A 24,064-nucleotide genomic window follows, 5' to 3' on the forward strand; every position below is an offset into this window, starting at 1 on the left:
CCGCTCTGCCCTGCGGTCAGTACCCCTCCGTCGGCTCCTCGGGAAAGTGGCAGGCGGTCAGATGGCCCGCGGGGCTGCCCTCGACGCGCACCAGCGGTGGTTCCTCGGCGGCACATCGGTCCTGGGCCTTCCAGCAGCGGGTGCGGAAGCGACAGCCGGAGGGCGGGTCGATCGGGGACGGCACGTCCCCGGCCAGCCGGATGCGTTCGCGCCGCTGAGTGGCGTCCGGGTCGGCCTCGGGTACGGCGGACAGCAGCGCGTGGGTGTAGGGGTGCCGTGGGCGGGTGTAGAGCGACTCGCGGTCGGCGACCTCGACGATCTTGCCGAGGTACATCACGGCGACCCGTTCGGAGAAGTGCCGTACGACGGCGAGGTCGTGGGCGATGAAGACGAAGGCGATACCGAACTCCCGCTGGAGGTCCTGGAGCAGGTTGACGACCTGTGCCTGGATGGAGACGTCCAGCGCGGAGACGGGCTCGTCGGCCACGATCAGCTTCGGCCGCAGGGCGAGGGCGCGGGCGATGCCGATGCGCTGGCGCTGGCCTCCGGAGAACTCGTTCGGGTAGCGGTTGTAGTGCTCGGGGTTGAGGCCCACGGTCTCCAGGAGTTCCTGGACGCGCCGCTTGTGGCCCTGGGCCGGGTTGATGCCGTTGAGCCGCATCGGCGTCTCGATGATGGTGCCGACGGTGTGCCGGGGGTTCAGCGACGAGTACGGGTCCTGGAAGATCATCTGGAGGTTGCGGCGGGCCTCCCGCATCCGTGCGGCGGGCCGGTGGGTGATGTCCTCGCCGTCGAACAGGACGGAGCCGCCGGTGGGTTCGAGCAGCCGGGTGATCAGACGGCCCGTGGTCGACTTGCCGCAGCCTGACTCGCCGACCAGACCCAGCGACTCGCCGGGCCCCACCGCGAAGTCGATGCCGTCGACGGCTCGGACGGCCCCGATCTGCCGCTGGAAGATGATGCCCTGCCGGAGGGGGAAGTGCTTCCGCAGACCGCGCACTTCGAGGAGGTTCTCGCCGGTGGGAAGGTCGGTGTTCCGCCCGGTGAGGGGCTGGGTGGTGCTCACGGCGTGTTCCCTTTCGTCAGCTCGTCCCCGTCGGCCCCGCCGCGGATCTCCTGCTTGGCCTCGTCGGTGAGATGGCACGCGGCGAGGTGTCCCGCCCTGCCGGAGACGAGGCGCAGTTCGGGCCGCTCCACGGTGCATCGCCCTTCCGGCACCCAGCCCTTGTAGGCGCAGCGGGGGTTGAAGGCGCAGCCGTCCGGCAGGTTGATCAGGCTCGGCGGCGTGCCGGGGATCGGGTTGAGCCGTTCGCCGACGTCGCCGGTGAGATGTGGCATCGACTGCAACAGGCCCCAGGTGTAGGGGTGCTGCGGCTGCTTGAGCACCTCACGGGTGGTGCCGTACTCGATGCGGCGGCCGCCGTACATCACCAGGATGTCGTCGGCGACGTCGGAGACCACGCCGAGGTCGTGCGTGATGATGACGACGGCGGAGCCGAACTCCTCCTGCAGATCGCGGATCAGGTCGAGGATCTGGGCCTGGACGGTGACGTCCAGGGCGGTGGTGGGTTCGTCGGCGATGAGCAGGGCGGGGTCGCAGACCAGGGACATGGCGATCATGGCGCGCTGCCGCATGCCGCCGGAGAACTGGTGGGGATAGTCCCTGACGCGGCGCTCGGGCTGCGGGATGCCGACCCGCTTCAGCATCTCCACCGCCCGTTCCCTGGCCTCCTTCCTGGAGACCTGGTGGTGCACGCGGTAGGCCTCGGCGATCTGGGCGCCCACGGTGAAGAAGGGGTGCAGCGCGGAGAGCGGGTCCTGGAAGATCATGGAGACCGTACGGCCGCGCAGTTCGCGCATCTCGACCTCGGGAAGCGCGACGAGTTCTCTGCCCTCCAGCCATATCTCGCCGCTGACCTGCGCGCGGGTGCCCTTGTGCAGTCCTAGCAGGGCCAGCGAGGTCACCGACTTGCCGGAGCCGGACTCGCCGACGATGCCGAGGGTCCTGCCCTTCTCCAGGCTGAAGGAGACGCCGTCGACGGACTTGACGATGCCGTCCTCGGTCGGGAAGTGCACCCTCAGGTCGCGTACGTCGAGGAAGGGTGCGGGGGCGGGCGTGACGTCCGCGGGCTGCGGTGAGGTCTGAACGGACACGGTGTTCCTAAGGACTGAGGACGAGAAAGGGCTCAGGCGAGTCGCACGCGCGGGTCGACGAGGCCGTACACCAGGTCGACGACGACGTTGGCGATGACGACGAACGTCGCGGCGAAGAGCGTGGTGCCGAGGATGACCGGCAGGTCGGAGTTCTGGACGGAGTCGACGGCGAGCTTGCCGATGCCGTTGATGCCGAAGACCGACTCGGTGATGACCGCGGAGCCGCCGATCAGGGAGCCGACGTCCATGCCGAAGATGGTGATGATCGGCGTGATGGCGGCCCGCAACCCGTGCTTGAGGACGACGCTGGAGGCCGTCAGTCCCTTGGCGCGGGCGGTGCGCATGTAGTCCTCGGCGAAGACCTCCAGCATGGAGGAGCGGGTGAGCCGGGTGTACATCGCGAGGTAGACGATGACCAGGGTGGTCCACGGCAGGATCAGCCCCTGGAACCAGCCGGCCGGATCCTCGGTGATCGGGGTGTAGCCGGAGGTCGGAAGGATCTGGAACTTGTCGACGAAGAGGTACAGCAGGAGCAGGCCGATGAAGTAGATCTGCACCGACACGCCGAACAGAGCCAGTCCGACCGCCGCCTTGTCGGCCGCTCTGCCCCTGCGGACGGCGGCGACGGTGCCGAGGCCGACCCCCAGGACCAGGAACGCCACCGCGGCGCCGAGTCCGAGGGAGAGGTCCGCCGGGAAGTCCTGGAGCAGTGTCGTCAGCACGGGGGTGTCGGTCTGGAAGGAGACGCCGAGGCAGGGGGCTCCGCAGTGGATGCGGACGCTCTGGTCGCCGAAGTCACGGCCGGCGAACAGCCCCTTGAGGAACTCCCAGTACTGCGTCAGATAGCCCTGGTCCAGGCCCAGCGAGTGTTTGATCTCCGCGAGGCGGGAGGGGGAGCAGGTCTTTCCGCAGGCCAGGAGTGCGGGGTCGGACGGCAGCGCGAAGAAGATGAAGAAGGTGATCGTGGTGATCACCAGCATGATCACGGCCGCTGCCAGCAGGCGTCTGATGAGGTAACGAAACATGAGGTGCCGGGACCTGACGTGAGTGGGATGCCCGCCGGCGGCCGGAACCGCCGGCGGGGTTCAGAGGGGGAAGCGTCCGTCAGTGCTTGACGTAGACGTGGACCAGGCTCGGCTCGGCCACGATCGAGTCGGGGATGACTCCGCCGACCTTGGAGCCGGACATCTCGGTGAAGTTCATGTACATCAGCGGGACCACGGCGGCGTCCTTGAGGATCTGCCGGTCCATCTGCCCGTAGGCGGCGTTGCGCTGAGCGAGGTCGGTCATCTTGGCCGCCTTGTCGATCAGCGTGTTGACCTTGGGGTCGTTCAGGTACGACAGGTCCTGGTTGGCCTGGGGGTTCTTCTTGATCAGGCGGCCGTCGAAGAGGGTGGGCAGCACCGTGGAGGCGTTCGGCCAGTCGGCGATCCAGTCGCCCCAGGTCAGGTCGTACTGGTTCTTCGTGTTGTCGATGGTGCTGAAGTAGTTCGACGCGTCGATCGGGGAGATGTTGACGTGGATGCCGATGCGCTCCAGCGCGGTCTTCACCGCGTCGGCGAAGTGTTCCTGGGTGGGGGTGTTCTCCACCGCGATCGACATGGCCGGCTTCGGGTCGCCCGCCTGCTTCATCAGGGCCTTGGCCTTGGGGAGGTTGCCCGCCGGGTTGGCGCTGTAGTCGTTGAACTTCTGGTAGCCGCCGATGCCGGGGCTCAGCATGGTGGTGGCGTAGTCGCCGTAAGCGGAGCCACCGAAGGCGCCGCGGACCGTGGTCTTGTCCACGGCGTACTCGATCGCCTGGCGGACCCGGAGGTCCTTGACCCGGGTGGTGTTGATGGCCAGGTAGTTGATGCCGGGCGCGGGGATCTTGTAGTAACGGCTCTTGAGGGAGGGGTCGTTGGCCATCTGGGCCAGGTCCGAGCCCGCGATCGGCCACTGCTGGATCGATGTCTGCGCGGTGCCGGCGTCGGCCTTGAGCTGCTGGTCGATGGCCGACTCGTCCTGGCCGAACTTGACGTCCATCCCGTCGACGTTCTGCTGCCGGATCGGGTCGGTCGACTGCGACCAGTTCTTGTTCCGGGTGAGGACGAGTTCCTTGTTCTTGGTGTACGACTTGATCATGTACGGGCCGTCCGACCAGACCTTGGTGTCATAGGTCGAACCGGTGTCGTGGGCCTTGGGCACGGCGGACCAACCGGTCATGGTGGTGGTCTCGTCGAAGTCGGCCACCGGCTGGTTCAGATGGAAGACGACGGTGTACTTGTCCGGCGTCTGGACGGAGTCGAGCTGCTTGCCCTGGTAGGGCCCCTTGTAGTCGGAGCCGCCGACGAGCCACTGGGAGGCGTAGGGCGGGCCGCCGTTGATGTCGGAGGAGAAGAAGCGCTCGACACCGTACTTGACATCCTGCGCGGTGACCTCGGTGCCGTCCTGGTACTTGACGCCGTGCCGCAGGTGGAAGGTCCAGACCGTGGCGCCCTTGCTCGGCGTTCCGGTGTCGGTGGCCAGGTCGCCGACCAGCTTCGGCTTGGGGCCCGTCTCGTCCCAGCCGGTGAGGGTCCGGACGATCTCCTGGTCCATGCTCTGACCCTCGGTCGTGTAGACGCGCTGGGGGTCGAGGTGGTCGTAGTCCGCCTTGTTCAGGATGGTCAGGGTGCCGCCCTTACCAGGGGCGCCGCTGCCACTGTCGCCGGAGGAGCCTCCGCATGCGGTGGCCCCCAGGGCGATCACCACGGCGGAGGCCGTGAGAGCGACCGTGCGCGATCTGCGCGTGCTGCGCGTCATTGAGGAAACTCCTTCTTGCTACGGGCGCGGCGGCCGTTCGTGGGACCGCCGGGCCGATACTCGGGGGGTGGCTGTGTCAGCCGCGCCGGGCGCGGGGATCCAGGGCGTCCCGGACGCCGTCCCCGAGGAGGTTGAGCGCCAGGACCAGGAGGAAGAGCAGGACGCCGGGCACGAAGAGGTACATCGGGTCCTGGAGGAAGAACTGGGAGGCGTCCGAGAGCAGCGCTCCCCAGTCGGGGTTGGGCGGGATGACGCCGACGCCCAGGTACGACAGGGCCGCCTCGGTGGTGATGTTCTGCGGGACGGCCAGCGCGAAGGAGATCAGGATCGGCGCCCACAGGTTGGGCAGCAGCTGCCGGAAGAGGATGTGCCGCCGGCCGGCGCTCATCAGCCGCGCGGCGTCGACGAACTCCCGTTCGCGCAGGGACAGTACCTGTCCGCGCACCAGGCGGGCGGTGTACGCCCAGGCGAAGACGGCGATGTTGAGGACCAGGACGAGGAGGCGGAGGTTCTCGTCGGTGCCGCCGTGGGTGTTGGTCTGCAGCGCGTTCTGGATCACCGGGGTGAGCGCGATGATGAACAGCAGCTGCGGGAACGCCAGCATCACGTCCATGACCCGGGACAGCAGGGAGTCGACCCAGCCGCCGAAGTAGCCGGCCGCGAGCCCCGCGACCACACCGGCCACGGTGGACAGCACGGCCGAGGCGAAGCCCACGTACAGGGAGGTGCGCAGGCCGTAGACGATGCGGGCGAACAGGTCGTAGCCCGTGCCCGGTTCGACGCCGAGCAGATGCCGGGCGCTGAGGCCGCCCAGCGATCCGTAGGGGAAGTTGCCCGTGTCCGGGTTGATCGCCTTGTTGTCGGGGGTGATCGGTCCCCAGCCGGTCAGCGCGGTGAGGACCGGCGCGAGCAGGGCGATCACGATGAACAGGACGGTGGCCACCAGGGCGGCCGTGGTCACCTTGTCCCGCCTGATCCGCCGCCAGGCCATCCGGGCCGGTGAGCGGCCGGCGACGACCGGGCCGCCGGGTCTGCTGTCCTGCGTCGACGGCTCGGCCGGCAGCGTGGTGCCGCCGCCGGTGTCGACCGGCTGGTGTTGCGTGGTCATCGTACGGACATCCCGGATCTGCCCCTGAGGCAAGGAAATTGAGTGGCGGTCGTGAGCGCCGCCGTGAGACATTGCGGACTTTCGCAATGCCGTGCGAGGGCGGTCAAGCCGCGCAGGGGCGAGAAAAGGGATTGTTTGCGGTCATGGAAGAGTGTTGACGAGAGCGGGGAATGTGATTACCCGCCACGTGAAGGAATGCGGGAGATTCCTTGGGCGGTGATTGGCATTGCCTCCGGGTGCGTTTCCTCTCGCTTTTCCCTCGGAATCCCCCGCGCCGGGTAAAGGGCACGACCACAGCCCCGGCTCAGCCGACCGGCACCCCGGCCTCCAGGTAGCACGCCGCTCCGCGTTCGCGCGCCCTCAGGGCCCAGCGCAAGCGCTCGTAGCGCACCGGTGGCAGGAGGTCTGCGGCCTCCTCCTCGGTGACGAACCGCCAGTCGCGCAGCTCCGGCCCGGGCAGCAGTACCCGGCCGGCCTTCGCGGAGTCGAGGAGACCTCCGTCGAAGAGGAGCCGCAGGCCACCGAAGCCGGGGGGCGCGGGGCGCTCCCAGTCGACGACGAGCAGGCTCGGTACCTCGTCGAGGTGGATGCCGGTCTCCTCGGCGACCTCCCGCACCCCGGCCCGCGCGGGCGCCTCACCGGGTTCGACGACTCCGCCGGGGAACTCCCAGCCGGCCTTGTAGGTGGGGTCGACGAGCAGCACGCGGTCCTGCTCGTCGAAGAGGAGGACACCGGCGGCGAGCGTCTCGGCGGTGGGCTCGGGCGTCTGCACGATGTCGCAGACGGGCACGGAGCCGTTGTCCACGGCCTGGGCGATGCGGGCGGCGGTCTCGTACGGCGTGAGGTCGCTGGTGTCGACCGGGTGCGCGTCCGCGGTGAGCCAGGAGGCGAGCGCGGCCCGGTACGGCTCGATGTGGTCGGAGGACCACTGGCGTATTCGTATCTCGCCGTCGGGGAGGTCCCGCGGCACCTCGCGGCCCGCTATCCGCTCCCGCAGTATCGTTTCGGCCGGAGCGAGCAGGATGTGGCTGACCGGAATCCTGCGCGCGGCCAGGCCGCCGAAGATCTCGTCGCGGTACTCCTGCCGCAGCAGCGTCATCGGGACGACCAGGGTGCCGCCGAGCTCGGCGAGCATCGCGGCCGCCGTGTCGATCACGAGCCGTCGCCAGATCGGCAGGTCCTGGAAGTCGCCGACCTCGGCGAGGCGCTTGGGCGGCAGCAGATACCGCAGCGCGCCGCCGATGACCTCGGGGTCGAAGAGCGTGCTGTTCGGGATCAGTTCGATCAGTTCCTGTGCGGTGGTGGTCTTCCCCGCACCGAACGCGCCGTTGATCCAGACGACGGTCACAGGTCCCCCTCTTCTGTTGGCCCCCTGAGGCTTGCCCGCTCCACCCTGCCACGGAAACCAGCCCCAGTTGAGGGCGCATGACGACGGCGCCGACGCTCCCCTCGCACGGGGAGCGCCGGCGCCGTGGGCCGAGGCCGGAGCGGCTCGTCAGCCCTTCTTCTTCTGAACGCCCTTCTTCTGGGCAGCCTTCTTCTGGGCGCCCTTCTTCTGGAGGCCGTCCTTCCCGGCCATGGACAGGCCGTCCTTGCCGACGGCCTGGTTGAGCGTGTTGAGGGTCTCGTCCACGTTGATCCCGGGGAGCTTCTCTCCGACCGCGTGCGACGGGGTGACCGCCGCGACGACGAAGCCGGTGGCCAGGGAGGCGATGGCGAGCATGCTGCGCTTCTTCATGACCGACTCAACTGCCGAACCCGCTCCGGGGTCACGCCACTGGGCCGTTCGGGCGACGCGACGGCTTCATCCGGGACCGCTGTCCCAGGTCCCCGGCCCGCCACCGCGCCATTCGATCAGCCCCGACGACGCCGCGTACGCCTCGTCCGCGTCCTCGATACCCGCCCGGCGCAGGAACTCGGCGACGTCCAGCAGCCCGTACGCGATCCCGAGGAACTGGTCGTCCACACGGACCCGCCGGCCACCGTCCACGGCAGGCGGGTAGACCACGACGGGCTTCACGGACGCCATGGCACCAGGGTGCGCGGGGACGGCGCCGGGCGCGCGCCGGGATGGGCCGTTCAGCCTGCCCTTCGCCTCCGCGTCAGGCGCCCACGTAGGCCGCGAGGTGCTCCCCGGTCAGGGTGGAGCGGGCCTCGACGAGTTCGGCCGGGGTGCCCTCGAAGACGATCCGGCCGCCGTCGTGTCCGGCGCCCGGGCCGAGGTCGATGATCCAGTCGGCGTGCGCCATGACCGCCTGGTGGTGCTCGATGACGATGACCGACTTCCCGGAGTCGACGAGCCGGTCCAGCAGCCCGAGCAGCTGCTCCACGTCGGCGAGGTGGAGGCCGGTGGTCGGCTCGTCGAGTACGTAGACACCGCCCTTGTCGCCCATGTGCGTGGCCAGCTTGAGCCGCTGCCGCTCGCCACCGGAGAGGGTGGTGAGCGGCTGGCCGAGGGTGAGGTAACCGAGTCCGACGTCCGCCATCCGTTCGATGATCCGGTGGGCCGCCGGGGTGCGTGCCTCACCGGCGCCGAAGAACTTCTCGGCCTCGGCCACCGACATCGCCAGCACCTCGCTGATGTCGCGGCCGCCGAAGCGGTACTCCAGCACCGACGCCTCGAACCGCTTGCCCTCGCACACCTCACAGGGGGTGGCGACGCTCTGCATGATCGCCAGGTCGGTGTAGATGACACCGGCGCCGTTGCAGGTGGGGCAGGCGCCCTCGGAGTTGGCGCTGAAGAGCGCCGGCTTCACACCGTTGGCTTTGGCGAAGGCCTTGCGGATCGGGTCGGCAAGACCGGTGTACGTCGCGGGGTTGCTGCGCCGCGAGCCGCGGATCGCGGTCTGGTCGATCGACACCACGCCCTCGGTGGTGGGGATCGAACCGTGCACGAGCGAACTCTTGCCGGAGCCCGCGACGCCGGTGACGACGGTGAGCACGCCGAGCGGGATGTCGACGTCGACGTCGTGCAGGTTGTTCGCGGTCGCGCCGCGGATCGCGAGGGTGCCGGTGGGCTTGCGGACCGTCTCCTTCAGCGCTGCCCGGTCGCCGAGATGACGGCCGGTGACGGTGCCGCTCTTGTGCAGCCCCTCCAGGGTGCCCTCGAAGCAGACGGTGCCGCCCGCCGCGCCGGCGCCGGGGCCGAGGTCCACGACATGGTCGGCGATGGCGATCGTCTCCGGCTTGTGCTCCACCACCAGCACGGTGTTGCCCTTGTCGCGCAGCCGCAGCAGCAGGTTGTTCATCCGCTGGATGTCATGGGGGTGCAGTCCGATGGTCGGCTCGTCGAAGACGTAGGTGACGTCGGTGAGCGAGGAGCCGAGGTGCCGGATCATCTTGGTGCGCTGCGCCTCGCCGCCGGAGAGCGTGCCCGAGGCCCGGTCCAGCGAGAGATAGCCGAGCCCGATCTCCACGAACGAGTCCAGGGTGTGCCGGAGCTTGGCGAGCAGCGGCGCCACCGACGGATCCTCGATCCCGCGGGCCCATTCGGCCAGGTCGCGGATCTCCATCGCGCAGGCGTCGGCGATGTTGACCTTGCCGATCCTGGAGGAGCGGACCAGCTCGCTGAGCCGGGTGCCGTCGCACTCGGGGCACTCGGTGAAGGTGACCGCCCGGTCCACGAAGGCCCGGATGTGCGGCTGCATCGACTCGCGGTCCTTGGCGAGGAAGGTCTTCTGGATCTTCGGGATCAGTCCCTCGTAGGTGAGGTTGACGCCGTTGATCTTCACCTTGGTCGGCTCGCGGTACAGGAAGTCGTGCCGCTCCTTCTTGGTGTACTTGCGGATCGGCTTCTCCTTGTCGAAGAAGCCCGACTCGGCGATGACCCGCACCACCCAGCCGTCACCGGTGTAGGTGGGGATGGTGAACGGGTCCTCGGAGAGCGACTTGGAGTCGTCGAACAGCTGGGTGAGGTCGATGTCCGAGACCTTGCCCCGGCCCTCGCAGTGCGTGCACATGCCGCCGGTACGGCTGAAGGTCACCTTCTGCGTCTTGGTCTTGTCGGCACCCCGGTCGACGGTGATCCCGCCGCTCGCCGAGACCGAGGCGACATTGAAGGAGAACGCGCCGGGCGGGCCGATGTACGGCGCGCCGAGCCGGCTGAAGAGGATGCGCAGCATCGCGTTGGCGTCGGTGGCGGTGCCGACGGTGGAGCGCGGGTCGGATCCCATGCGCTGCTGGTCGACGGTGATCGCGGTGGTCAGCCCGTCCAGCACATCGACCTCGGGCCGGGCCAGGTTCGGCATGAAGCCCTGGAGGAAGGCGCTGTACGTCTCGTTGATCAGCCGCTGTGACTCCGCGGCGATCGTGTCGAACACCAGCGAGCTCTTGCCCGAGCCGGAGACGCCCGTGAACACCGTGAGCCTGCGCTTCGGAATCTCGATGCTGACGTCCTTGAGGTTGTTCTCGCGCGCACCGTGCACGCGGATCACGTCATGGCTGTCGGCAGCGTGCGGCCCGGGCGACCGTCTGTCCGTCGTCGTGGCCTTGCTCATCGTGTCTCCATCTGTCGCTCGGACGTTCCGTCCCCCGCACCGAACCGGGGGTGCGGGGGATGTGGTCTGTGAGGCGCCGCTACGGCGTCACGGCTTCAGCTGCTGGATGCGGATCATGTTGCCCGCGGGGTCGCGGAAGGCACAGTCGCGGACGCCGTACGGCTGGTCCACCGGCTCCTGGACCACCTCGGCGTCGCCCGCCTGCAGCCGCTCGAAAGTGCCGTCGACATCGGTGGTGGCCAGGACGATGCTCGCGTAGGTGCCCTTGGCCATCATCTCGGCGATGGTGCGGCCCTCGTCCTCGGTGATGCCCGGGTCGGCGGCCGGCGGATGCAGGACGATGTTGGTGCCGGGCTGGCCCACGGGGCCGACCGTGATCCAGCGCATGCCCTCGTACCCGACGTCGTTGCGGACTTCGAAGCCGAGGGTGTCGCGGTAGAACGCCAGGGCGGCGTCCGGGTCGTCGTGCGGCAGGAAACTGGCGTGAATGTTGAGGTCCATGGCCACCACGCTAGTTTCGGCTCGAGGCGGGCGCTTCTCGATTCCTGACCGGTCTGGTGACCTGCTTCGCCACGCACGACGGGATCCCCGCGGTCGCGCGCGCCGCCTCGCGCCGGTAGGCGCTGGGCGGCATGCCGACCAGCTCGGTGAAGCGGGTGCTGAAGGTGCCCAGCGACGAGCAGCCGACCTCGAAACACACCTCGGTGACACTGCGGTCGCCCCGGCGCAGCAGGGCCATCGCGCGCTCGATGCGCCGCGTCATGAGGTAGCTGTACGGCGACTCGCCATAGGCCTGCCGGAACTCCCGGCTGAGATGCCCGGCCGACATGTGCACGCCGCGGGCCAGCGCCTCCACGTCCAGCGGCTGTGCGTACTCCCGGTCGATCCGGTCCTTGACCCGGCGCAGGCGCGCGAGGTCACGCAGGCGCTGCGCCGAGGTGGGTCTGCTGGTCACATGCCGGATCGTGCCACATGGCACGGACATTTGGTCGATTTCGGAGGGAGAAGCTGGTATCCCGGGCCGGGCCTGTCAGGTGCCGGGGCCTGTCAGGTGAAGTACGTGTCGAACGTTCCGATCCACCAGGCCGCGAGCGGCAGGAGGCACAGCTGCACACCCGCTGTGATCCAGCAGCGACCGAGCACCGCGATCCCGAAGGTCCACCACGCGATGGAGCGCAGCGCGCTCACGACTGCGGCCTGGTATCCCCGCCCGGTGGAGTCGACCATGCCGGGGTAGCCCATCCAGTCCTCGGTGAAGATGCCGTCCGCGCCGAACACGATGACCACCGACACGAGCCACAGGTCGGCCAGGAGGGCCGTCACGGCGAGCGCCACGTCGAAGCGCAGGAACGCGGGCGCCGGCAGCAGCAGCCGAACCGCGGGGTGTCCTCGGCGGCGCACCCATTCCCGCTGCCGGACACGCACCAGCGTGACGACGGCGAACACCAGCGCCCCGAGGGCCGCCGCCCACCCGCCCATGAAGACCAGCCCGAAGAACGTCATCCCGGCACTCATGCCGGGCCAGATACCGCGACGGGCGGAGTGGTTCCCTCCGGCTCAGGGACGGGTGGGGCCCGGGCGCCCCGACCCCGCCGCCTGAACGTTCCTGCCCGTGCTCACACCCCCGCCGCGGCCGCGTCCGGCCGCTTCGCGAGCGCCGCCGCGGCGGCACCCACCAGGCCCGCGTCGGTGCCCATCTGGGCCGGTGCCACGGTCAGCCCCCGGACGAAGGACAGGGTCGCGTAGGCGCTCAGAGCCTTGCGCAGGGGGGCGAAGAGGACGTCGCCCGCCTTGCCCACTCCCCCGCCGATCACCGCTATGTCGATCTCGACGAGGGTCGCGGTGGCGGCGATCCCGGCGGCCAGGGCCTGGGCGGCCCGCTCGAAGGAGGCGACGGCGACCGGGTCGCCGGACCGGGCCGCGGCGGCCACCGCGGCGGCGGTGGTGTCTCCGTCGGGGCCCGGCTGCCAGCCGTTCTCCAGGGCGCGCCGGGCGATGTTGGGACCGCTCGCGATGCGCTCGACGCAGCCGTGCGAGCCGCACGGGCACAGATCGCCGTCGAGGTCCACGCTGATGTGGCCGATATGGCCGGCGTTGCCGGTGGGCCCGGGGTGCAGCCGCCCGCCGAGCACCAGGCCGCCGCCGACACCGGTGGAGACGACCATGCACAGCGCGTTGTCGTGGCCGCGGGCGGCGCCCTGCCAGTGTTCGGCCGCCGTGATCGCCACACCGTCGCCGATCAGCTCCACGGGCAGGTCGCCGGCCACGGCCCGGACGCGTCCGACGAGCGGGTAGCCGCGCCAGCCGGGCACGTTCACCGGGCTCACCGTGCCCGCCGAGGCGTCCACGGGCCCGGCACTGCCGATGCCCACGGCCGTGGCGCGCTCCCACAGCGGCGACACGGTGAGCTCGCCGAGCACCTCCTCCACGGCCCGCATCACGGTGTCGCCGTCCTCCCGGGCGGGCGTCGGCCGCTGGGCGCGGACCAGGATCCGGCCGTGGCCGTCCACCAGAGCGCCGGCGATCTTGGTGCCGCCGATGTCGAGCGCGGCCACGAGGTCGGTGTGCATCAGTGTCGGATCTCCCCGTCAACCATGAGAAAGAACGCCGAGCGGCACCGGTCCCGCACGGGTGCGCGGGCCGGAGATTGCGGTGGACAGTCTCCCCCGAGCCTGACAACGTTGTCCAGGCTCTATGCTCGACGCCACATCCTCATACAAACCCAGGACCGACGCACTCCCGTGGACGACAGGACAGGACACCGCACCGTGCCCCAGACCCCCCTCCGATCCGCAACGCGCTACGGCACCCGGCCGACCATGAAGGACGTCGCGGCACGCGCCGGAGTCGGGCTCAAGACGGTCTCCCGGGTGGTGAACGGGGAGCCGGGGGTCACCCCGGAGACGGAGCGGCGGGTCCAGGAGGCGATCGACGCCCTCGGTTTCCGCCGCAACGACAGCGCGCGGGTACTGCGCAAGGGCCGTACGGCCAGCATCGGCCTGGTCCTGGAGGACCTCGCGGACCCGTTCTACGGGCCGCTGAGCCGCTCCGTCGAGGAGGTGGCCCGCGCGCACGGCGCCCTGCTGATCAACGGCTCCAGCGCGGAGGACCCGGAGCGCGAGCAGGAGCTGGTGCTGGCCCTGTGCGCGCGGCGGGTGGACGGTCTTGTGGTCATCCCGGCCGGTGACGACCACCGGTATCTGGAGCCGGAGCTCAAGGCGGGTGTCGCCACGGTGTTCGTGGACCGGCCGGCCGGGTACATCGACGCCGACGTGGTCCTGTCGGACAACTTCGGCGGAGCCCGCGGCGGCGTCGCCCATCTCATCGCGCACGGGCACCGCCGGATCGGCTTCATCGGCGACATGCCCCGCATCCACACCGCCGCCGAGCGGCTGCGCGGCTACCGCGCCGCGATGGAGGACGCCGGCATACCGGTGGCGGACTCCTGGATGTCCCTCGGCGTCACCGACCCCGAGCGGGTGCGCAGGGCGGCCGAGGAGATGCTGTCCGGCCCTGACCCGGTCACCGCGATCTTCACGGCCAACAACCGGGTGACGGTCACCGTGGTCCGCGTGCTCGCCGAGCACGCCCGCGGCGTCGCCCTGGTCGGCTTCGACGACATCGAGCTGGCCGACCTGCTCCAGCCGGGCGTCACGGTCGTCGCCCAGGACGCGGCGGACATCGGCCGCACCGCGGCGGAACGTCTCTTCCGGCAGCTCGACGGCACCCAGATCACCCCCGAGCGCATCGAGCTGCCGACCCGGCTGATCACCCGCGGCTCCGGCGAACTGCCCCCGGCGGACTGAGCGGCCCATGGACCACCTCCGCGATCGCACGCTGCGGGCACTCGGCCTGGCCGAGGCGCCGCGCGAGCATCCGCTGCTGTATCCGGGCGCGTGGCCGGCCGGCTCCGGGCTCCTCGACGGGGACTGCTTCCTGCCGCTGGAGCAGCTGGTGCACGAGGACCGCACCCCGGTCCTCGCCATCGGCTCCAACGCCTGCCCGGGACAACTGCGGCACAAGATGGCCGAGTTCGGGATCAGGTCCCCGCTCCCGATGGTGAAGACCCGGGTGCGGGGCGTCGACGCGGGCGTCTCGGCGCATGTGAGCCGCATGGGATACATGTCCGCCTCGCCCGTCAGCGCCCCGGACACCGTGCGGGAGCTGTTCGTCCTCTGGCTCGACGACGAGCAACTCGCGGTGATCGACGCGAGCGAGGGCGCGCCCTTGCCGAACGGCAACTTCAACCGTGCCTGGCTGCCCGCGCCCGATGTGCGGATCGACCTCGCGGACGGCACCCGGCTGCCCGGCGCGTACGCGTACGTCAACCGGCACGGGGTCCTGCACGACGGCAGCGGCGCGCCGCGCACCCACCCGGGCCAGCGGGCGCTGCTCACCGAGCTGCTCTCCGGCCTGCCGCGGTTCAGGGAGCTGTTCGGCGTGGTGCCCGAGGAGTTCAGCGCGCGGGCCCGCGGTGACCGGCGGTTGTGCGAGCGGGGCACACGGCTGTTCATCGAGGAGAAGCTGGTGACCGCCTCCGGCCTGGAGCGGTACGTCGGCTCCCGGCCGACGGGGTTTCAGCAGACCGGGAGCCCGGGGACCGGGCCGTCGTTGTCCCCGCCCTTGACGTAGACGTCGCTGACCCAGACGTTCGTGTTGCCGCTGTCGTCGTCGGTCTTCGCCCACCAGACGTTGGTCCACCGGCCGTCCGTCTCGCGGCGGCCCAGGTTCTGCTGGCAGTAGAAGTAGTTGGTGCCCGCGTTGAGGACACCGACCTCGGTGCCGGAGGCGGTGTAGGAGTCGGCGGTCTTCCAGACCTGGCAGTTGTACTTGCCGCCGCCGATGGCGTGGCAGGCCGGTTCGGGGGCCGGGGTGGTCGGAGTGCCGCCCGTCCCGCCGTCGCCGGAACCGTCTCCGGTGTCGCCGCCGCCGGAGGACTCGGCGGGGGCCGGGGTGTCCTCCCCGCCGGTGGGCTCCGGGGCCTTCTTGCCGCCGGGCTTCTTGGAGGGGGCCTTGCCCTTCTCGTCGCCCTGCTGGGTGGGCCGGGGAGCGTTCGAGCCGTCGTCGGTGCGACCGGGCTCGGAGGAGGCTGCGGCATCCGCACGCGCGGCGTCGGTCCGGGTGCCCCTTTCCTTGTCGCCGGAGTCGCTGAGCACGGCGGCCGTGACACCGGCTGCGGCGAGAGCGACGGTGGCGGCCGCGGCGGCGAGCAGGGCGCGGGACCTACGACGGGGCGGGCGGCCGGAGTCCACCGGGCCCGTGGGAGCGGAGACGCCGGGGGCGGTGCTGCCCGGGTCGGACGGCCCGAAGCCGTGCGGACCGGGTCCCGAGCCGCGCGGGCCGGACCCTGAGGCGGCCGCCACGGCCGCCCCGGCCGCTCCAGAGGCTCCGGAGGCCGCAGACGTCCCGGAGACCGATGACCCCGGGGCCTCGAGAGGGCCGGGGGTGCCCGGCTGTACGTGCGGCGGCGGCCCGAACCCCGGCGGCACCGCCGGAACACTGCGCTCCGTCTCCGCACGCGAAGGCGACGACGAGGGCGATGCCGCAGGCTCTCGCAGCGGAGCTGTCGGCGTGTCCGTACCGCCCGAGTCCGCCACGGACCGCAGCAGCTCTCGGGCCTGGTCGGCCTCCGGGCGGGACTCGGGGCGCTTGTCCAGCAACCGCTGGAGGACGGGGCCGAGCGGGCCGGCCCGCAGGGGCTCCGGCAGCGGCTCGGTGACGATCGCCGTGAGGGTCGAGAACGTGGACGTACGGCGGAAGGGCGAGGCTCCCTCGACGGCCGCGTACAGCGTGGCGCCCAGCGCCCAGATGTCGGAGGCGGGGCCCGGGTCGGCGCCCTGGGCCCGCTCGGGGGCCAGGTAGTCGAGGGAGCCGACGAGTTCGCCGCTGCGGGTGAGGTGGGTGGCCGAACCGTCGCCCGGGTCGTCCATGGTGGCGATGCCGAAGTCGGTGAGGACGACCCGGCCCGAGCGGTCGAGCAGGATGTTGCCGGGCTTCACGTCTCGGTGCAGGACGCCTGCCCGGTGGGCGGCGGACAGCGCGTCCATGACCTCGGCGCCGATCCCGGCCGCCTCGCACGGGTCCAGCGTGCCGCGTTCGCGCAGGACGTCGTCGAGGGACGGCCCGTCGACCAGTTCCATGACGATGAGCGGCCGGCCGTCGACCTCCGCGATGTCGTGCACGGCGATGACGCCGGGGTGGCGCACCCGGGCCGCCGCACGCGCCTCGCGCTGCATCCGCAGTCGCAGAGCGGCCAGTTCGGGGCCGGCCACGTCGGTGTAGGTGCGCAGCTCCTTGACGGCGACCTCGCGGCCGAGGACCTCGTCGACGGCCTTCCAGACGATGCCCATGCCGCCGCGTCCCAGCCGGCCCGCGACGCGATAGCGGCCTGCCAGCAGCCGACCGGCCTCCTCGGTCTGCCCGTACTCCCCCGTTGACACCGCTGCCCCGTTCCTGTGACACCGCTGGATCCATCGACACGTCAGTACGTGGCGTACAGAGTACGGGGCGGCGATGACAACGAAAGCCGACGGTGTCAGGCGGACGCCGTCAGATCCGCCCGCCTGGGCGTCGCGAAGCTCTCCAGGTCGGCGCGGGTCAGGCCGGTCAGCCGGGCGACCTCACCGATGTCGAGGGCGCCGCAGTCCAGGCCCCGGAGCAGGTAGCCGCTGAGGGCCTTGGCGGTGGCGGGCTCGTCCATGACGTCGCCGCCGGTGCGGTTGGCGTAGCGGGCGAGCCGGGCGGCGGCCTGCTCGTAGCCCTCGCGGTAGAAGGCGAAGACGGCCGCGTACCGGGTCGGGATGTGGCCGGGGTGCATGTCCCAGCCCTGGTAGTAGGCACGGGCCAGGGCGCGGCGGGTGAGTCCGTAGTGCAGCCGCCAGGCGGCGTGCACCTTCTCGGTGGGGCCGACGGGCAGCACGTTGGTGGAGCCGTCCGAGACGCGGACGCCGGTGCCGGCCGCCGCGACCTGCATGACGGCCTTGGCGTGGTCGGCTGCGGGGTGGTCGCTGGCCTGGTGGGCGGCGGAGACGCCGAGGCAGGCGCTGTAGTCGAAGGTGCCGTAGTGCAGGCCGGTGGCGCGGCCCTCGGCGGCCTGGATCATGCGGGCGACGGTGGCGGTGCCGTCGGCGGCGAGGATGGACTGGCTGGTCTCGATCTGGATCTCGAAGCCGATCCGGCCGGGCTCCAGGCCGTGGGTCTTCTCGAAGGCGTCCAGCAGCCGCGCCATGGCGGTGACCTGCTCGGCGTAGGTCACCTTGGGCAGGGTGAGCACCAGCCCGCGGGGCAGGCCGCCGGCCTCCATCAGACCGGTGAGGAAGATGTCGAGTGTGCGGATGCCCCGGTCGCGTACGGGCGCCTCCATGCACTTCATCCGGATGCCCATGTAGGGGGCCGCGGTGCGGTCCTCGTACGCCTCCGCGATCAGCCGGGCGGCGCGGGCCGCGGCCTCGTCCTCCTCGGCGTCGGGGCGGTTGCCGTAGCCGTCCTCGAAGTCGACGCGCAGGTCCTCGATCGGCTCGTGCTCCAGCTTGGCACGCACGCGCGCGTGGACGGGCTCGGCGAGTTCCTCGGCGAGGCCGAGGACGGCGGCGAAGGACGCGGCGTCCGGGGCGTGTTCGTCGAGGGCCGCCAGGGCACGGTCGCCCCAGGAGCGAACGGTGTCGGCGGCGAAGACGTCGCCGGGGACATAGACGGTGTGGACGGGCTGACGGGTGCCGGGGTCTCCGGGGTAGCGGCGCTCCAGTTCGGCGTCGACCGCCGCGAGGGAGGCGCTGATCTCCTCGCTGACGGCGCCCGCGAGGCTCGTCGCCACGTTCTCCTGTCGGCCCTGCCCCATTCCAAGCCCTCCATTTTCCGTACAGCGGAATCAATAATCCGTATGACGAAGCTAACTGTCGACCTTCACCCAGGTCAACACCCTCTTGAAGTGGGATTACCCATCCTTCACCCTTGATCGCCGCCGACTCGCCCTCATCTTCCGTATTCAGAAGGCAAGCTTCATCCTGACGTGCAAGGGGAGGGAGACCACGTGCCGAACGAGGTCGGAGTGACGCGCCGCCACGGGCTCAAGGCCGCGGCGGCCGCCGCCGTCGCGGGACCGCTGCTCACCACCGCGGGCCCCACACAGCCCGCTTCCGCCGGCGAGCACCCGGGCGCCCTGGACGTCATGACGTTCAACGTGCGCTTCGGGACCGTCGTCGACAAGACACCGCGCTGGGAAGTGCGCCGACCGGTGATGCGAGAACTGCTGCGTCGCGAGCGACCGCACCTCATCGGCATCCAGGAAGGGCTCTACCGGCAAGTGCGCGCGATCGAGAAGGATCTCGGCGGGCACCACGACTGGATCGGCACCGGACGCGGAGGCGGCAGCAAGGACGAGTTCATGGCGGTCTTCTACGACACGCGCAGACTCGAGCCGATCGAGTTCGATCACTTCTGGCTGTCCGACACCCCGTACACCATCGCCTCGAACACCTGGGGCGCGGACTGGCTGCGCATGGTGACGTGGGTCCGGTTCGCCGATCTGGCCCACGGGCGACGGGAGTTCTACGTCCTCAACACCCACCTGGACAGCGTCAGCCAGTACGCCCGGGAACGCTCGGCGGGGCTCATCGGCGAGACGATCGCCGGGTGGGACCGGTCGTTACCGGTCATCGTCACCGGCGACTTCAACGCGGCCGCACACGACAACCGGGTGTACGACCTCATGCTGGACATCGGGCTGGTGGACGCCTGGGACGCGGCGGCCTCGCGGGGTCCGGCGTACGGGACGCACCACGGCTACAGGGCGCTCAGGCCCGGCGGGCGGCGCATCGACTGGATCCTCACCACGCCCGGGGTGACCACGCACCGGGCCGGGATGAACACCCACTCCGCGGACGGGACGTACCCGAGCGACCATCTGCCGGTGCAGGCCTCGATGACCCTGGGGTGAGAAAAAGGCTCCCGTGACCGTTCGCGCGGTCACGGGAGCCTTCTGCGGCCGGAGCCGATCAGCCCTTGCGGGTCTTGATCTCCTCGGTGAGGGCCGGGACGACGTCGAAGAGGTCGCCGACGATGCCGTAGTCGACGAGGTCGAAGATCGGGGCCTCGGCGTCCTTGTTGATCGCGACGATGGTCTTCGAGGTCTGCATACCGGCGCGGTGCTGGATCGCGCCGGAGATGCCCGAGGCGATGTACAGCTGCGGCGAGACGCTCTTGCCGGTCTGGCCGACCTGGTTGGTGTGCGGGTACCAGCCGGCGTCCACGGCGGCGCGGGAGGCGCCGACAGCGGCACCGAGGGAGTCGGCGAGCGCCTCGATGATCGCGAAGTTCTCCGCGCCGTTGACGCCACGGCCGCCGGAGACCACGATCGCGGCCTCGGTCAGGTCCGGACGGCCCGTCGACTCACGCGGCGTGCGGCCGGTGACCTTGGTGCCGGTGGCCTGGGCGGAGAAGGACACGGACAGCGCCTCGACCGCACCGGCGGCCGGGGCGGCCTCCACGGCCGCGCTGTTGGGCTTGACCGTGATGACCGGGGTGCCCTTGGAGACACGGGACTTGGTGGTGAAGGACGCGGCGAACACCGACTGCGTGGCCACCGGGCCCTCGTCGCCGGCCTCCAGGTCGACGGCGTCGGTGATGATGCCGGAGCCCAGACGCAGCGCCAGACGCGCGGCGATCTCCTTGCCCTCGGCGGAGGACGGGACCAGCACGGCGGCCGGGGACACGGCCTCGTGCGCGGCCTGCAGGGCGTCCACCTTCGGTACGACCAGGTAGTCGGCGTACTCGGCGGCCTCGTGGGTGAGGACCTTGACCGCGCCGTGCTCGGCGAGCGTGGCGGCGGTGTCGGCGGCGCCGTTGCCCAGCGCGACGGCGACCGGCTCGCCGATGCGGCGGGCCAGGGTCAGCAGCTCCAGGGTGGGCTTGCGGACGGCGCCGTCCACGTGGTCGACGTAGACGAGAACTTCAGCCATGGGACTTCTTCTCTCCTGCTTGCGAAAGATGAGGGGCGGTCAGCGAATGCCGGGCTCAGATGAACTTCTGGCCCGCGAGGAACTCAGCGAGCTGCTTGCCGCCCTCGCCCTCGTCCTTGACGATCGTGCCCGCGGTACGGGCCGGGCGCTCGGCCGCGTTGTCGACCGTGGTGTAGGCACCCTCCAGGCCGACCTCCTCGGCCTCCAGGTCCAAGTCGGACAGGTCCCAGGACTCCACCGGCTTCTTCTTGGCCGCCATGATGCCCTTGAAGGAGGGGTAACGCGCCTCGCCCGACTGGTCGGTCACCGACACGACCGCCGGCAGGGAGGCCTCCAGGCTCTCCGTGGCGGCGTCGCCGTCGCGGCGGCCCTTGACGGTTCCGTTGGCGCCACCCTCGACCGACACCTCGGACAGCAGGGTGACCTGCGGGACGCCCAGGCGCTCGGCGAGCAGCGCGGGGACGACGCCCATGGTGCCGTCGGTGGAGGCCATACCGGAGATGACCAGGTCGTAGCCGGCCTTCTCGACGGCCTTGGCCAGGACCAGGGAGGTGCCGATGGCGTCGGTGCCGTGGATGTCGTCGTCCTCGACGTGGATCGCCTTGTCGGCACCCATGGACAGCGCCTTGCGCAGGGCGTCCTTGGCGTCCTCGGGGCCCACCGTCAGAACGGTGATCTCCACGTCGTCGTCGGAGTTCTCGGAGATCTGCAGCGCCTGCTCGACCGCGTACTCGTCGAGCTCGGAGAGCAGACCGTCCACGTCGTCCCGGTCGACGGTCAGGTCATCGGCGAAGTGCCGGTCGCCAGTGGCGTCGGGCACGTACTTCACAGTGACAACGATCCTCAAGCTCACGCCGGCTCTCCTACTGCAATCGTCATTTCTCGGCTGCCTACTTGCACGCAGCATAGGCGCCTCAAGCGGCCGATTCCGGTCGGGGCGACCCACGCTCCGAGCGAAATATTACTCGTCAGTACACCTAGTTCGTTCCCGCTAAGCAAGCGCTTTGAACTGTGACCTTCGCAACGCAGCGTAACCGGAACTCGACGGTCCCGCAGCCCGGGGGGTGCGTCCCTCAGTCGGGCAGTCTCCGGAAACGCCCCTGGTGGTAGAGGAGCGGACGACCGGCGCCCGTGGGGTCCCCGTGCAGGACCTCGGCGAGCACGAGCCGGTGGTCCCCGGCGGGCACGCGGGCGACGACCCGGGCCACCAGCCAGGCCAGCGCCCCGTCGAGCAGGGGCACACCCTCGGGTCCCTCACGCCAGACGGTGGGCGGAGCGAAGCGGTCGGCTCCGTTGCGGGCGAAGGTGGCGGCCAGCTCCTGCTGGTGCTCGCCGAGGATGTGGACGCCGACATGCTCGGCCGTCGCCATCGCGGGCCAGCTGGAGGAGCCGGTGCCGACACCGAAGGACAGCAGGGGCGGTTCGGCGGAGACGGAGGCGAGGGAGGTGGCGGTGAAGCCCACCGGACCGGTGTCGCCCTGAGCCGTGATCACGGCGACCCCCGCCGCGTGTCGCCGGAAGACCGAGCGCAGGAGATCGGGCGTGGCGAGGAGGTCCGAAGGCATGGGGTCAGGCTGACGATAATTGGTGCGCACAGTCAAGTTCGTTTCGTGATGTGGGAGATGACTCACTGGACGCGCTCACCGGCCGCGCCGGGACCTCACACCGCCTCCCCCAGCGCGGCGATCACATCGGCCTTGCGCGGCTGTCCGGTGGCCCGCCGCACCACCCGGCCGTCGGCGTCGAGGACCAGCACGGTCGGGGTCTTGAGGATGTCCAGCCGTCGTACGAGGTCCAGCTGGGCCTCGGCGTCGATCTCGACGTGGGTCACGCCCGGGACCACGCCGGCGACCTCTCCGAGAACCCGCCGGGTCGCCCGGCAGGGTGCGCAGAACGCACTGGAGAACTGGACGAGCGTGGCCCGCTCGCCGAGTTCCGTGCCCAGCTCCGCCGCACCGAGCCGCTTGCCGTCGTCCCGCCCGCGCACTCGCACTCTCCCGCTCCGCCGCCGTTGCAGCACTCCGTAGGCGCTCGCCGCCGCGAGCACCAGGACACACACCACCAGTCCGGTCATCACCTGCTTCAAGCGTTCACGAGACCGCAAAGATTCCCGCCCTCTCCACGCGGCCGCGTTGCGGAATGCTTGGTTCCATGGACATCGATGCGAGAGGGCCGCGTTTCGGCGCGGCCGTGACGGCCGTCGTCCTGGCGGTCGTTCTGGTCACGGGGAGCGCGTGGCTGCTGGCCTGGCAGACGCTGGCGTTCCTGCTCGGCGCGGCGGGCGGGGTGGGCCGGTCGCCGTACGGCCTGCTGTTCCGGAAGGCCGTACAGCCGCGGCTCGGACCGCCGGCCGACTTCGAGGCGCCCGAACCGCCGCGTTTCGCCCAGGCGGTGGGGCTGCTCTTCGCCGGACTCGGGCTCGTCGGCTACACCCTGGGGCCCGACTGGCTGGGACTCGCGGCGACCGGCGCGGCGCTCGCGGCGGCCTTCCTGAACGCGGCATTCGGGTACTGCCTGGGCTGCGAGTTGTACCTGCTCGTGCGGCGGGTGGCGGTGCGCGCGGAGTAATACGGGCGTAAAAGCACGAGGTGGGATCACACGGGCGACGTGACGAGAATCTCCTCCCCGGCGGGCACGAGGACTGGCTACCCGGCCGTTCTTCGGGCACGATCTGCGACAAGCCGTAAACCTACGGCTCCGTAACTTTCCGCTGGGAATCCCTTCCCAGGCAGAGCAGGAAGGGTCCGACCCGCCCATGGCAGAGTTCGTCTACCGTCCCGTCGTCGGTTTCGCCCGCACGCTGTTCAAGGCGTGGGACCTCAAGATCGACCTCCAGGGTTCGGAGAACATCCCGCGCTCGGGCGGCGCCGTGCTGGTGAGCAATCACATCAGCTACCTGGACTTCGTCTTCGACGGCCTGGCGGCCCTGCCGCAGAAACGTCTCGTGCGCTTCATGGCGAAGGAGTCCGTCTTCCGGCACCGGGTCTCCGGCCCGCTGATGCGCGGCATGAAGCACATCCCCGTGGACCGCAAGCAGGGCGAGACGGCCTACGCGCACGCCCTTGACTCGCTGCGGTCGGGCGAGATCGTCGGGGTCTTCCCGGAGGCCACCATCTCGCAGTCGTTCACGCTGAAGAGCTTCAAGTCGGGCGCCGCGCGCATGGCGCAGGAGGCCGGCGTCCCGCTGATCCCGATGGCGGTGTGGGGCACGCAGCGGCTGTGGACGAAGGGCCACCCCCGCAACTTCAAGCGCAGCCACATCCCCATCACGATCCGGGTCGGCGAGGCGATCGAGGCCTCCCGCGACAAGTACGCGGGCGCGATCACGCGTCAGCTGCGCGAGCGCGTCCAGGAGCTCCTCGAGGCCGCCCAGCGCGCCTACCCCGTACGCCCGAAGGGCCCGGAGGACACCTGGTGGATGCCCGCCCACCTCGGCGGCACGGCACCGACGCCCGAGCAGGTGCGGGCGGCGGAGGCGCACTGACCGGCACGACCGGGTGAGGCGCGGTGTGGCGCAGCAGCTGCCCGTGCGCTGTTCCAGGACGTCCGAAGCCGCCAGGTGACGTGAA

General features: G+C 70.6%; 24 protein-coding genes. 5 read left to right on the plus strand and 19 right to left on the minus strand.

Features of this window, described 5'->3' with window-relative positions; translation table 11 throughout:
- Nucleotides 1–16: 16 nt before the first annotated feature.
- The 13 genes from ACZ6I3_RS11975 to ACZ6I3_RS12035 all read right to left on the minus strand — a co-directional run bounded on the left by ACZ6I3_RS11975 (nt 17) and on the right by ACZ6I3_RS12035 (nt 13,109).
- Nucleotides 17–1,066, minus strand: coding sequence for an ABC transporter ATP-binding protein (locus ACZ6I3_RS11975; RefSeq protein ID WP_469413908.1), 1,050 nt, complete (start codon nt 1,064–1,066; stop codon nt 17–19).
- Nucleotides 1,063–2,154: an ABC transporter ATP-binding protein gene (locus ACZ6I3_RS11980; RefSeq protein ID WP_469413909.1), complete on the minus strand. Its 1,092-nt coding sequence runs from the start codon at nt 2,152–2,154 to the stop codon at nt 1,063–1,065. The genes ACZ6I3_RS11975 and ACZ6I3_RS11980 overlap by 4 nt, the downstream gene beginning before the upstream one ends.
- A 32-nt stretch (nt 2,155–2,186) precedes the next feature.
- Nucleotides 2,187–3,179 (minus strand): ABC transporter permease, encoded by a 993-nt coding sequence (locus ACZ6I3_RS11985; protein WP_469413910.1) that lies wholly within the window; start codon nt 3,177–3,179, stop codon nt 2,187–2,189.
- A 79-nt stretch (nt 3,180–3,258) separates the two neighbouring features.
- Nucleotides 3,259–4,935, minus strand: a complete 1,677-nt coding sequence (locus ACZ6I3_RS11990; protein ID WP_469413911.1) for an ABC transporter substrate-binding protein — start codon at nt 4,933–4,935, stop codon at nt 3,259–3,261.
- Nucleotides 4,936–5,011: 76 nt separating this feature from the next.
- Nucleotides 5,012–6,043, minus strand: coding sequence for an ABC transporter permease (locus tag ACZ6I3_RS11995; protein WP_469413912.1), 1,032 nt, complete (start codon nt 6,041–6,043; stop codon nt 5,012–5,014).
- A 304-nt stretch (nt 6,044–6,347) separates the two neighbouring features.
- Nucleotides 6,348–7,391, minus strand: a complete 1,044-nt coding sequence (locus ACZ6I3_RS12000; protein ID WP_469413914.1) for an NUDIX hydrolase — start codon at nt 7,389–7,391, stop codon at nt 6,348–6,350.
- 147 nt (nt 7,392–7,538) lie between these two features.
- Nucleotides 7,539–7,781 carry a hypothetical protein gene (locus ACZ6I3_RS12005; protein WP_469413916.1) on the minus strand — a complete coding sequence of 81 codons (243 nt, stop codon included), beginning with the start codon at nt 7,779–7,781 and terminating at the stop codon, nt 7,539–7,541.
- 66 nt (nt 7,782–7,847) lie between these two features.
- The gene (locus ACZ6I3_RS12010; protein ID WP_469413918.1) at nt 7,848–8,072 is read right to left on the minus strand and encodes a hypothetical protein; all 225 of its coding nucleotides are present in this window, start codon (nt 8,070–8,072) and stop codon (nt 7,848–7,850) included.
- A 73-nt stretch (nt 8,073–8,145) separates the two neighbouring features.
- Complete coding sequence (locus tag ACZ6I3_RS12015) at nt 8,146–10,539, minus strand: ATP-binding cassette domain-containing protein (protein WP_469413920.1); 2,394 nt, start codon at nt 10,537–10,539, stop codon at nt 8,146–8,148.
- 87 nt (nt 10,540–10,626) lie between these two features.
- Nucleotides 10,627–11,040 (minus strand): VOC family protein, encoded by a 414-nt coding sequence (locus ACZ6I3_RS12020; RefSeq protein ID WP_469413921.1) that lies wholly within the window; start codon nt 11,038–11,040, stop codon nt 10,627–10,629.
- Nucleotides 11,041–11,050: 10 nt separating this feature from the next.
- Complete coding sequence (locus ACZ6I3_RS12025) at nt 11,051–11,524, minus strand: helix-turn-helix transcriptional regulator (RefSeq protein ID WP_469413923.1); 474 nt, start codon at nt 11,522–11,524, stop codon at nt 11,051–11,053.
- Between the two features lie 62 nt (nt 11,525–11,586).
- On the minus strand, nt 11,587–12,042 hold the full coding sequence (locus ACZ6I3_RS12030) for a hypothetical protein (protein WP_469413924.1): 456 nt from the start codon (nt 12,040–12,042) through the stop codon (nt 11,587–11,589).
- Between the two features lie 113 nt (nt 12,043–12,155).
- On the minus strand, nt 12,156–13,109 hold the full coding sequence (locus tag ACZ6I3_RS12035) for an ROK family protein (protein WP_469413926.1): 954 nt from the start codon (nt 13,107–13,109) through the stop codon (nt 12,156–12,158).
- A gap of 171 nt (nt 13,110–13,280) precedes the next feature.
- On the opposite strand from ACZ6I3_RS12035, the gene ACZ6I3_RS12040 reads away from it, so the two are divergent.
- Both ACZ6I3_RS12040 and ACZ6I3_RS12045 read left to right on the plus strand, forming a co-directional pair.
- Complete coding sequence (locus ACZ6I3_RS12040) at nt 13,281–14,345, plus strand: LacI family DNA-binding transcriptional regulator (protein ID WP_469413927.1); 1,065 nt, start codon at nt 13,281–13,283, stop codon at nt 14,343–14,345.
- A gap of 7 nt (nt 14,346–14,352) precedes the next feature.
- Nucleotides 14,353–15,171, plus strand: a complete 819-nt coding sequence (locus tag ACZ6I3_RS12045; RefSeq protein WP_469413928.1) for a hypothetical protein — start codon at nt 14,353–14,355, stop codon at nt 15,169–15,171.
- On the opposite strand, the gene ACZ6I3_RS12050 is transcribed toward ACZ6I3_RS12045, so the two are convergent.
- Together ACZ6I3_RS12050 and ACZ6I3_RS12055 are read right to left on the minus strand one after the other, a co-directional pair.
- A complete protein-coding gene (locus tag ACZ6I3_RS12050; RefSeq protein WP_469413929.1) occupies nt 15,117–16,979 on the minus strand; it encodes a serine/threonine-protein kinase in 1,863 nt (620 codons plus the stop codon). The genes ACZ6I3_RS12045 and ACZ6I3_RS12050 overlap by 55 nt on opposite strands.
- A 95-nt stretch (nt 16,980–17,074) precedes the next feature.
- On the minus strand, nt 17,075–18,376 hold the full coding sequence (locus tag ACZ6I3_RS12055; RefSeq protein WP_469413931.1) for a DUF6986 family protein: 1,302 nt from the start codon (nt 18,374–18,376) through the stop codon (nt 17,075–17,077).
- 192 nt (nt 18,377–18,568) lie between these two features.
- On the opposite strand from ACZ6I3_RS12055, the gene ACZ6I3_RS12060 reads away from it, so the two are divergent.
- A complete protein-coding gene (locus ACZ6I3_RS12060) occupies nt 18,569–19,474 on the plus strand; it encodes an endonuclease/exonuclease/phosphatase family protein (RefSeq protein ID WP_469413933.1) in 906 nt (301 codons plus the stop codon).
- 58 nt (nt 19,475–19,532) lie between these two features.
- On the opposite strand, the gene ACZ6I3_RS12065 is transcribed toward ACZ6I3_RS12060, so the two are convergent.
- The 4 genes from ACZ6I3_RS12065 to ACZ6I3_RS12080 all read right to left on the minus strand — a co-directional run bounded on the left by ACZ6I3_RS12065 (nt 19,533) and on the right by ACZ6I3_RS12080 (nt 22,569).
- Nucleotides 19,533–20,495 (minus strand): electron transfer flavoprotein subunit alpha/FixB family protein, encoded by a 963-nt coding sequence (locus tag ACZ6I3_RS12065; protein ID WP_184595139.1) that lies wholly within the window; start codon nt 20,493–20,495, stop codon nt 19,533–19,535.
- 55 nt (nt 20,496–20,550) lie between these two features.
- Nucleotides 20,551–21,348: an electron transfer flavoprotein subunit beta/FixA family protein gene (locus ACZ6I3_RS12070; RefSeq protein ID WP_382839789.1), complete on the minus strand. Its 798-nt coding sequence runs from the start codon at nt 21,346–21,348 to the stop codon at nt 20,551–20,553.
- A gap of 220 nt (nt 21,349–21,568) precedes the next feature.
- Nucleotides 21,569–22,060 carry a flavin reductase family protein gene (locus tag ACZ6I3_RS12075; RefSeq protein ID WP_469413935.1) on the minus strand — a complete coding sequence of 164 codons (492 nt, stop codon included), beginning with the start codon at nt 22,058–22,060 and terminating at the stop codon, nt 21,569–21,571.
- A 95-nt stretch (nt 22,061–22,155) separates the two neighbouring features.
- Nucleotides 22,156–22,569 carry a thioredoxin family protein gene (locus ACZ6I3_RS12080; protein WP_469414086.1) on the minus strand — a complete coding sequence of 138 codons (414 nt, stop codon included), beginning with the start codon at nt 22,567–22,569 and terminating at the stop codon, nt 22,156–22,158.
- Between the two features lie 77 nt (nt 22,570–22,646).
- On the opposite strand from ACZ6I3_RS12080, the gene ACZ6I3_RS12085 reads away from it, so the two are divergent.
- Together ACZ6I3_RS12085 and ACZ6I3_RS12090 are read left to right on the plus strand one after the other, a co-directional pair.
- Nucleotides 22,647–23,063, plus strand: coding sequence for a DUF4395 domain-containing protein (locus tag ACZ6I3_RS12085; RefSeq protein WP_469413938.1), 417 nt, complete (start codon nt 22,647–22,649; stop codon nt 23,061–23,063).
- 187 nt (nt 23,064–23,250) lie between these two features.
- Complete coding sequence (locus ACZ6I3_RS12090) at nt 23,251–23,979, plus strand: lysophospholipid acyltransferase family protein (RefSeq protein WP_469413939.1); 729 nt, start codon at nt 23,251–23,253, stop codon at nt 23,977–23,979.
- The last annotated feature ends 85 nt before the right edge of the window (nt 23,980–24,064 follow it).

Source organism: Streptomyces sp. NPDC041940 (assembly GCF_055589465.1).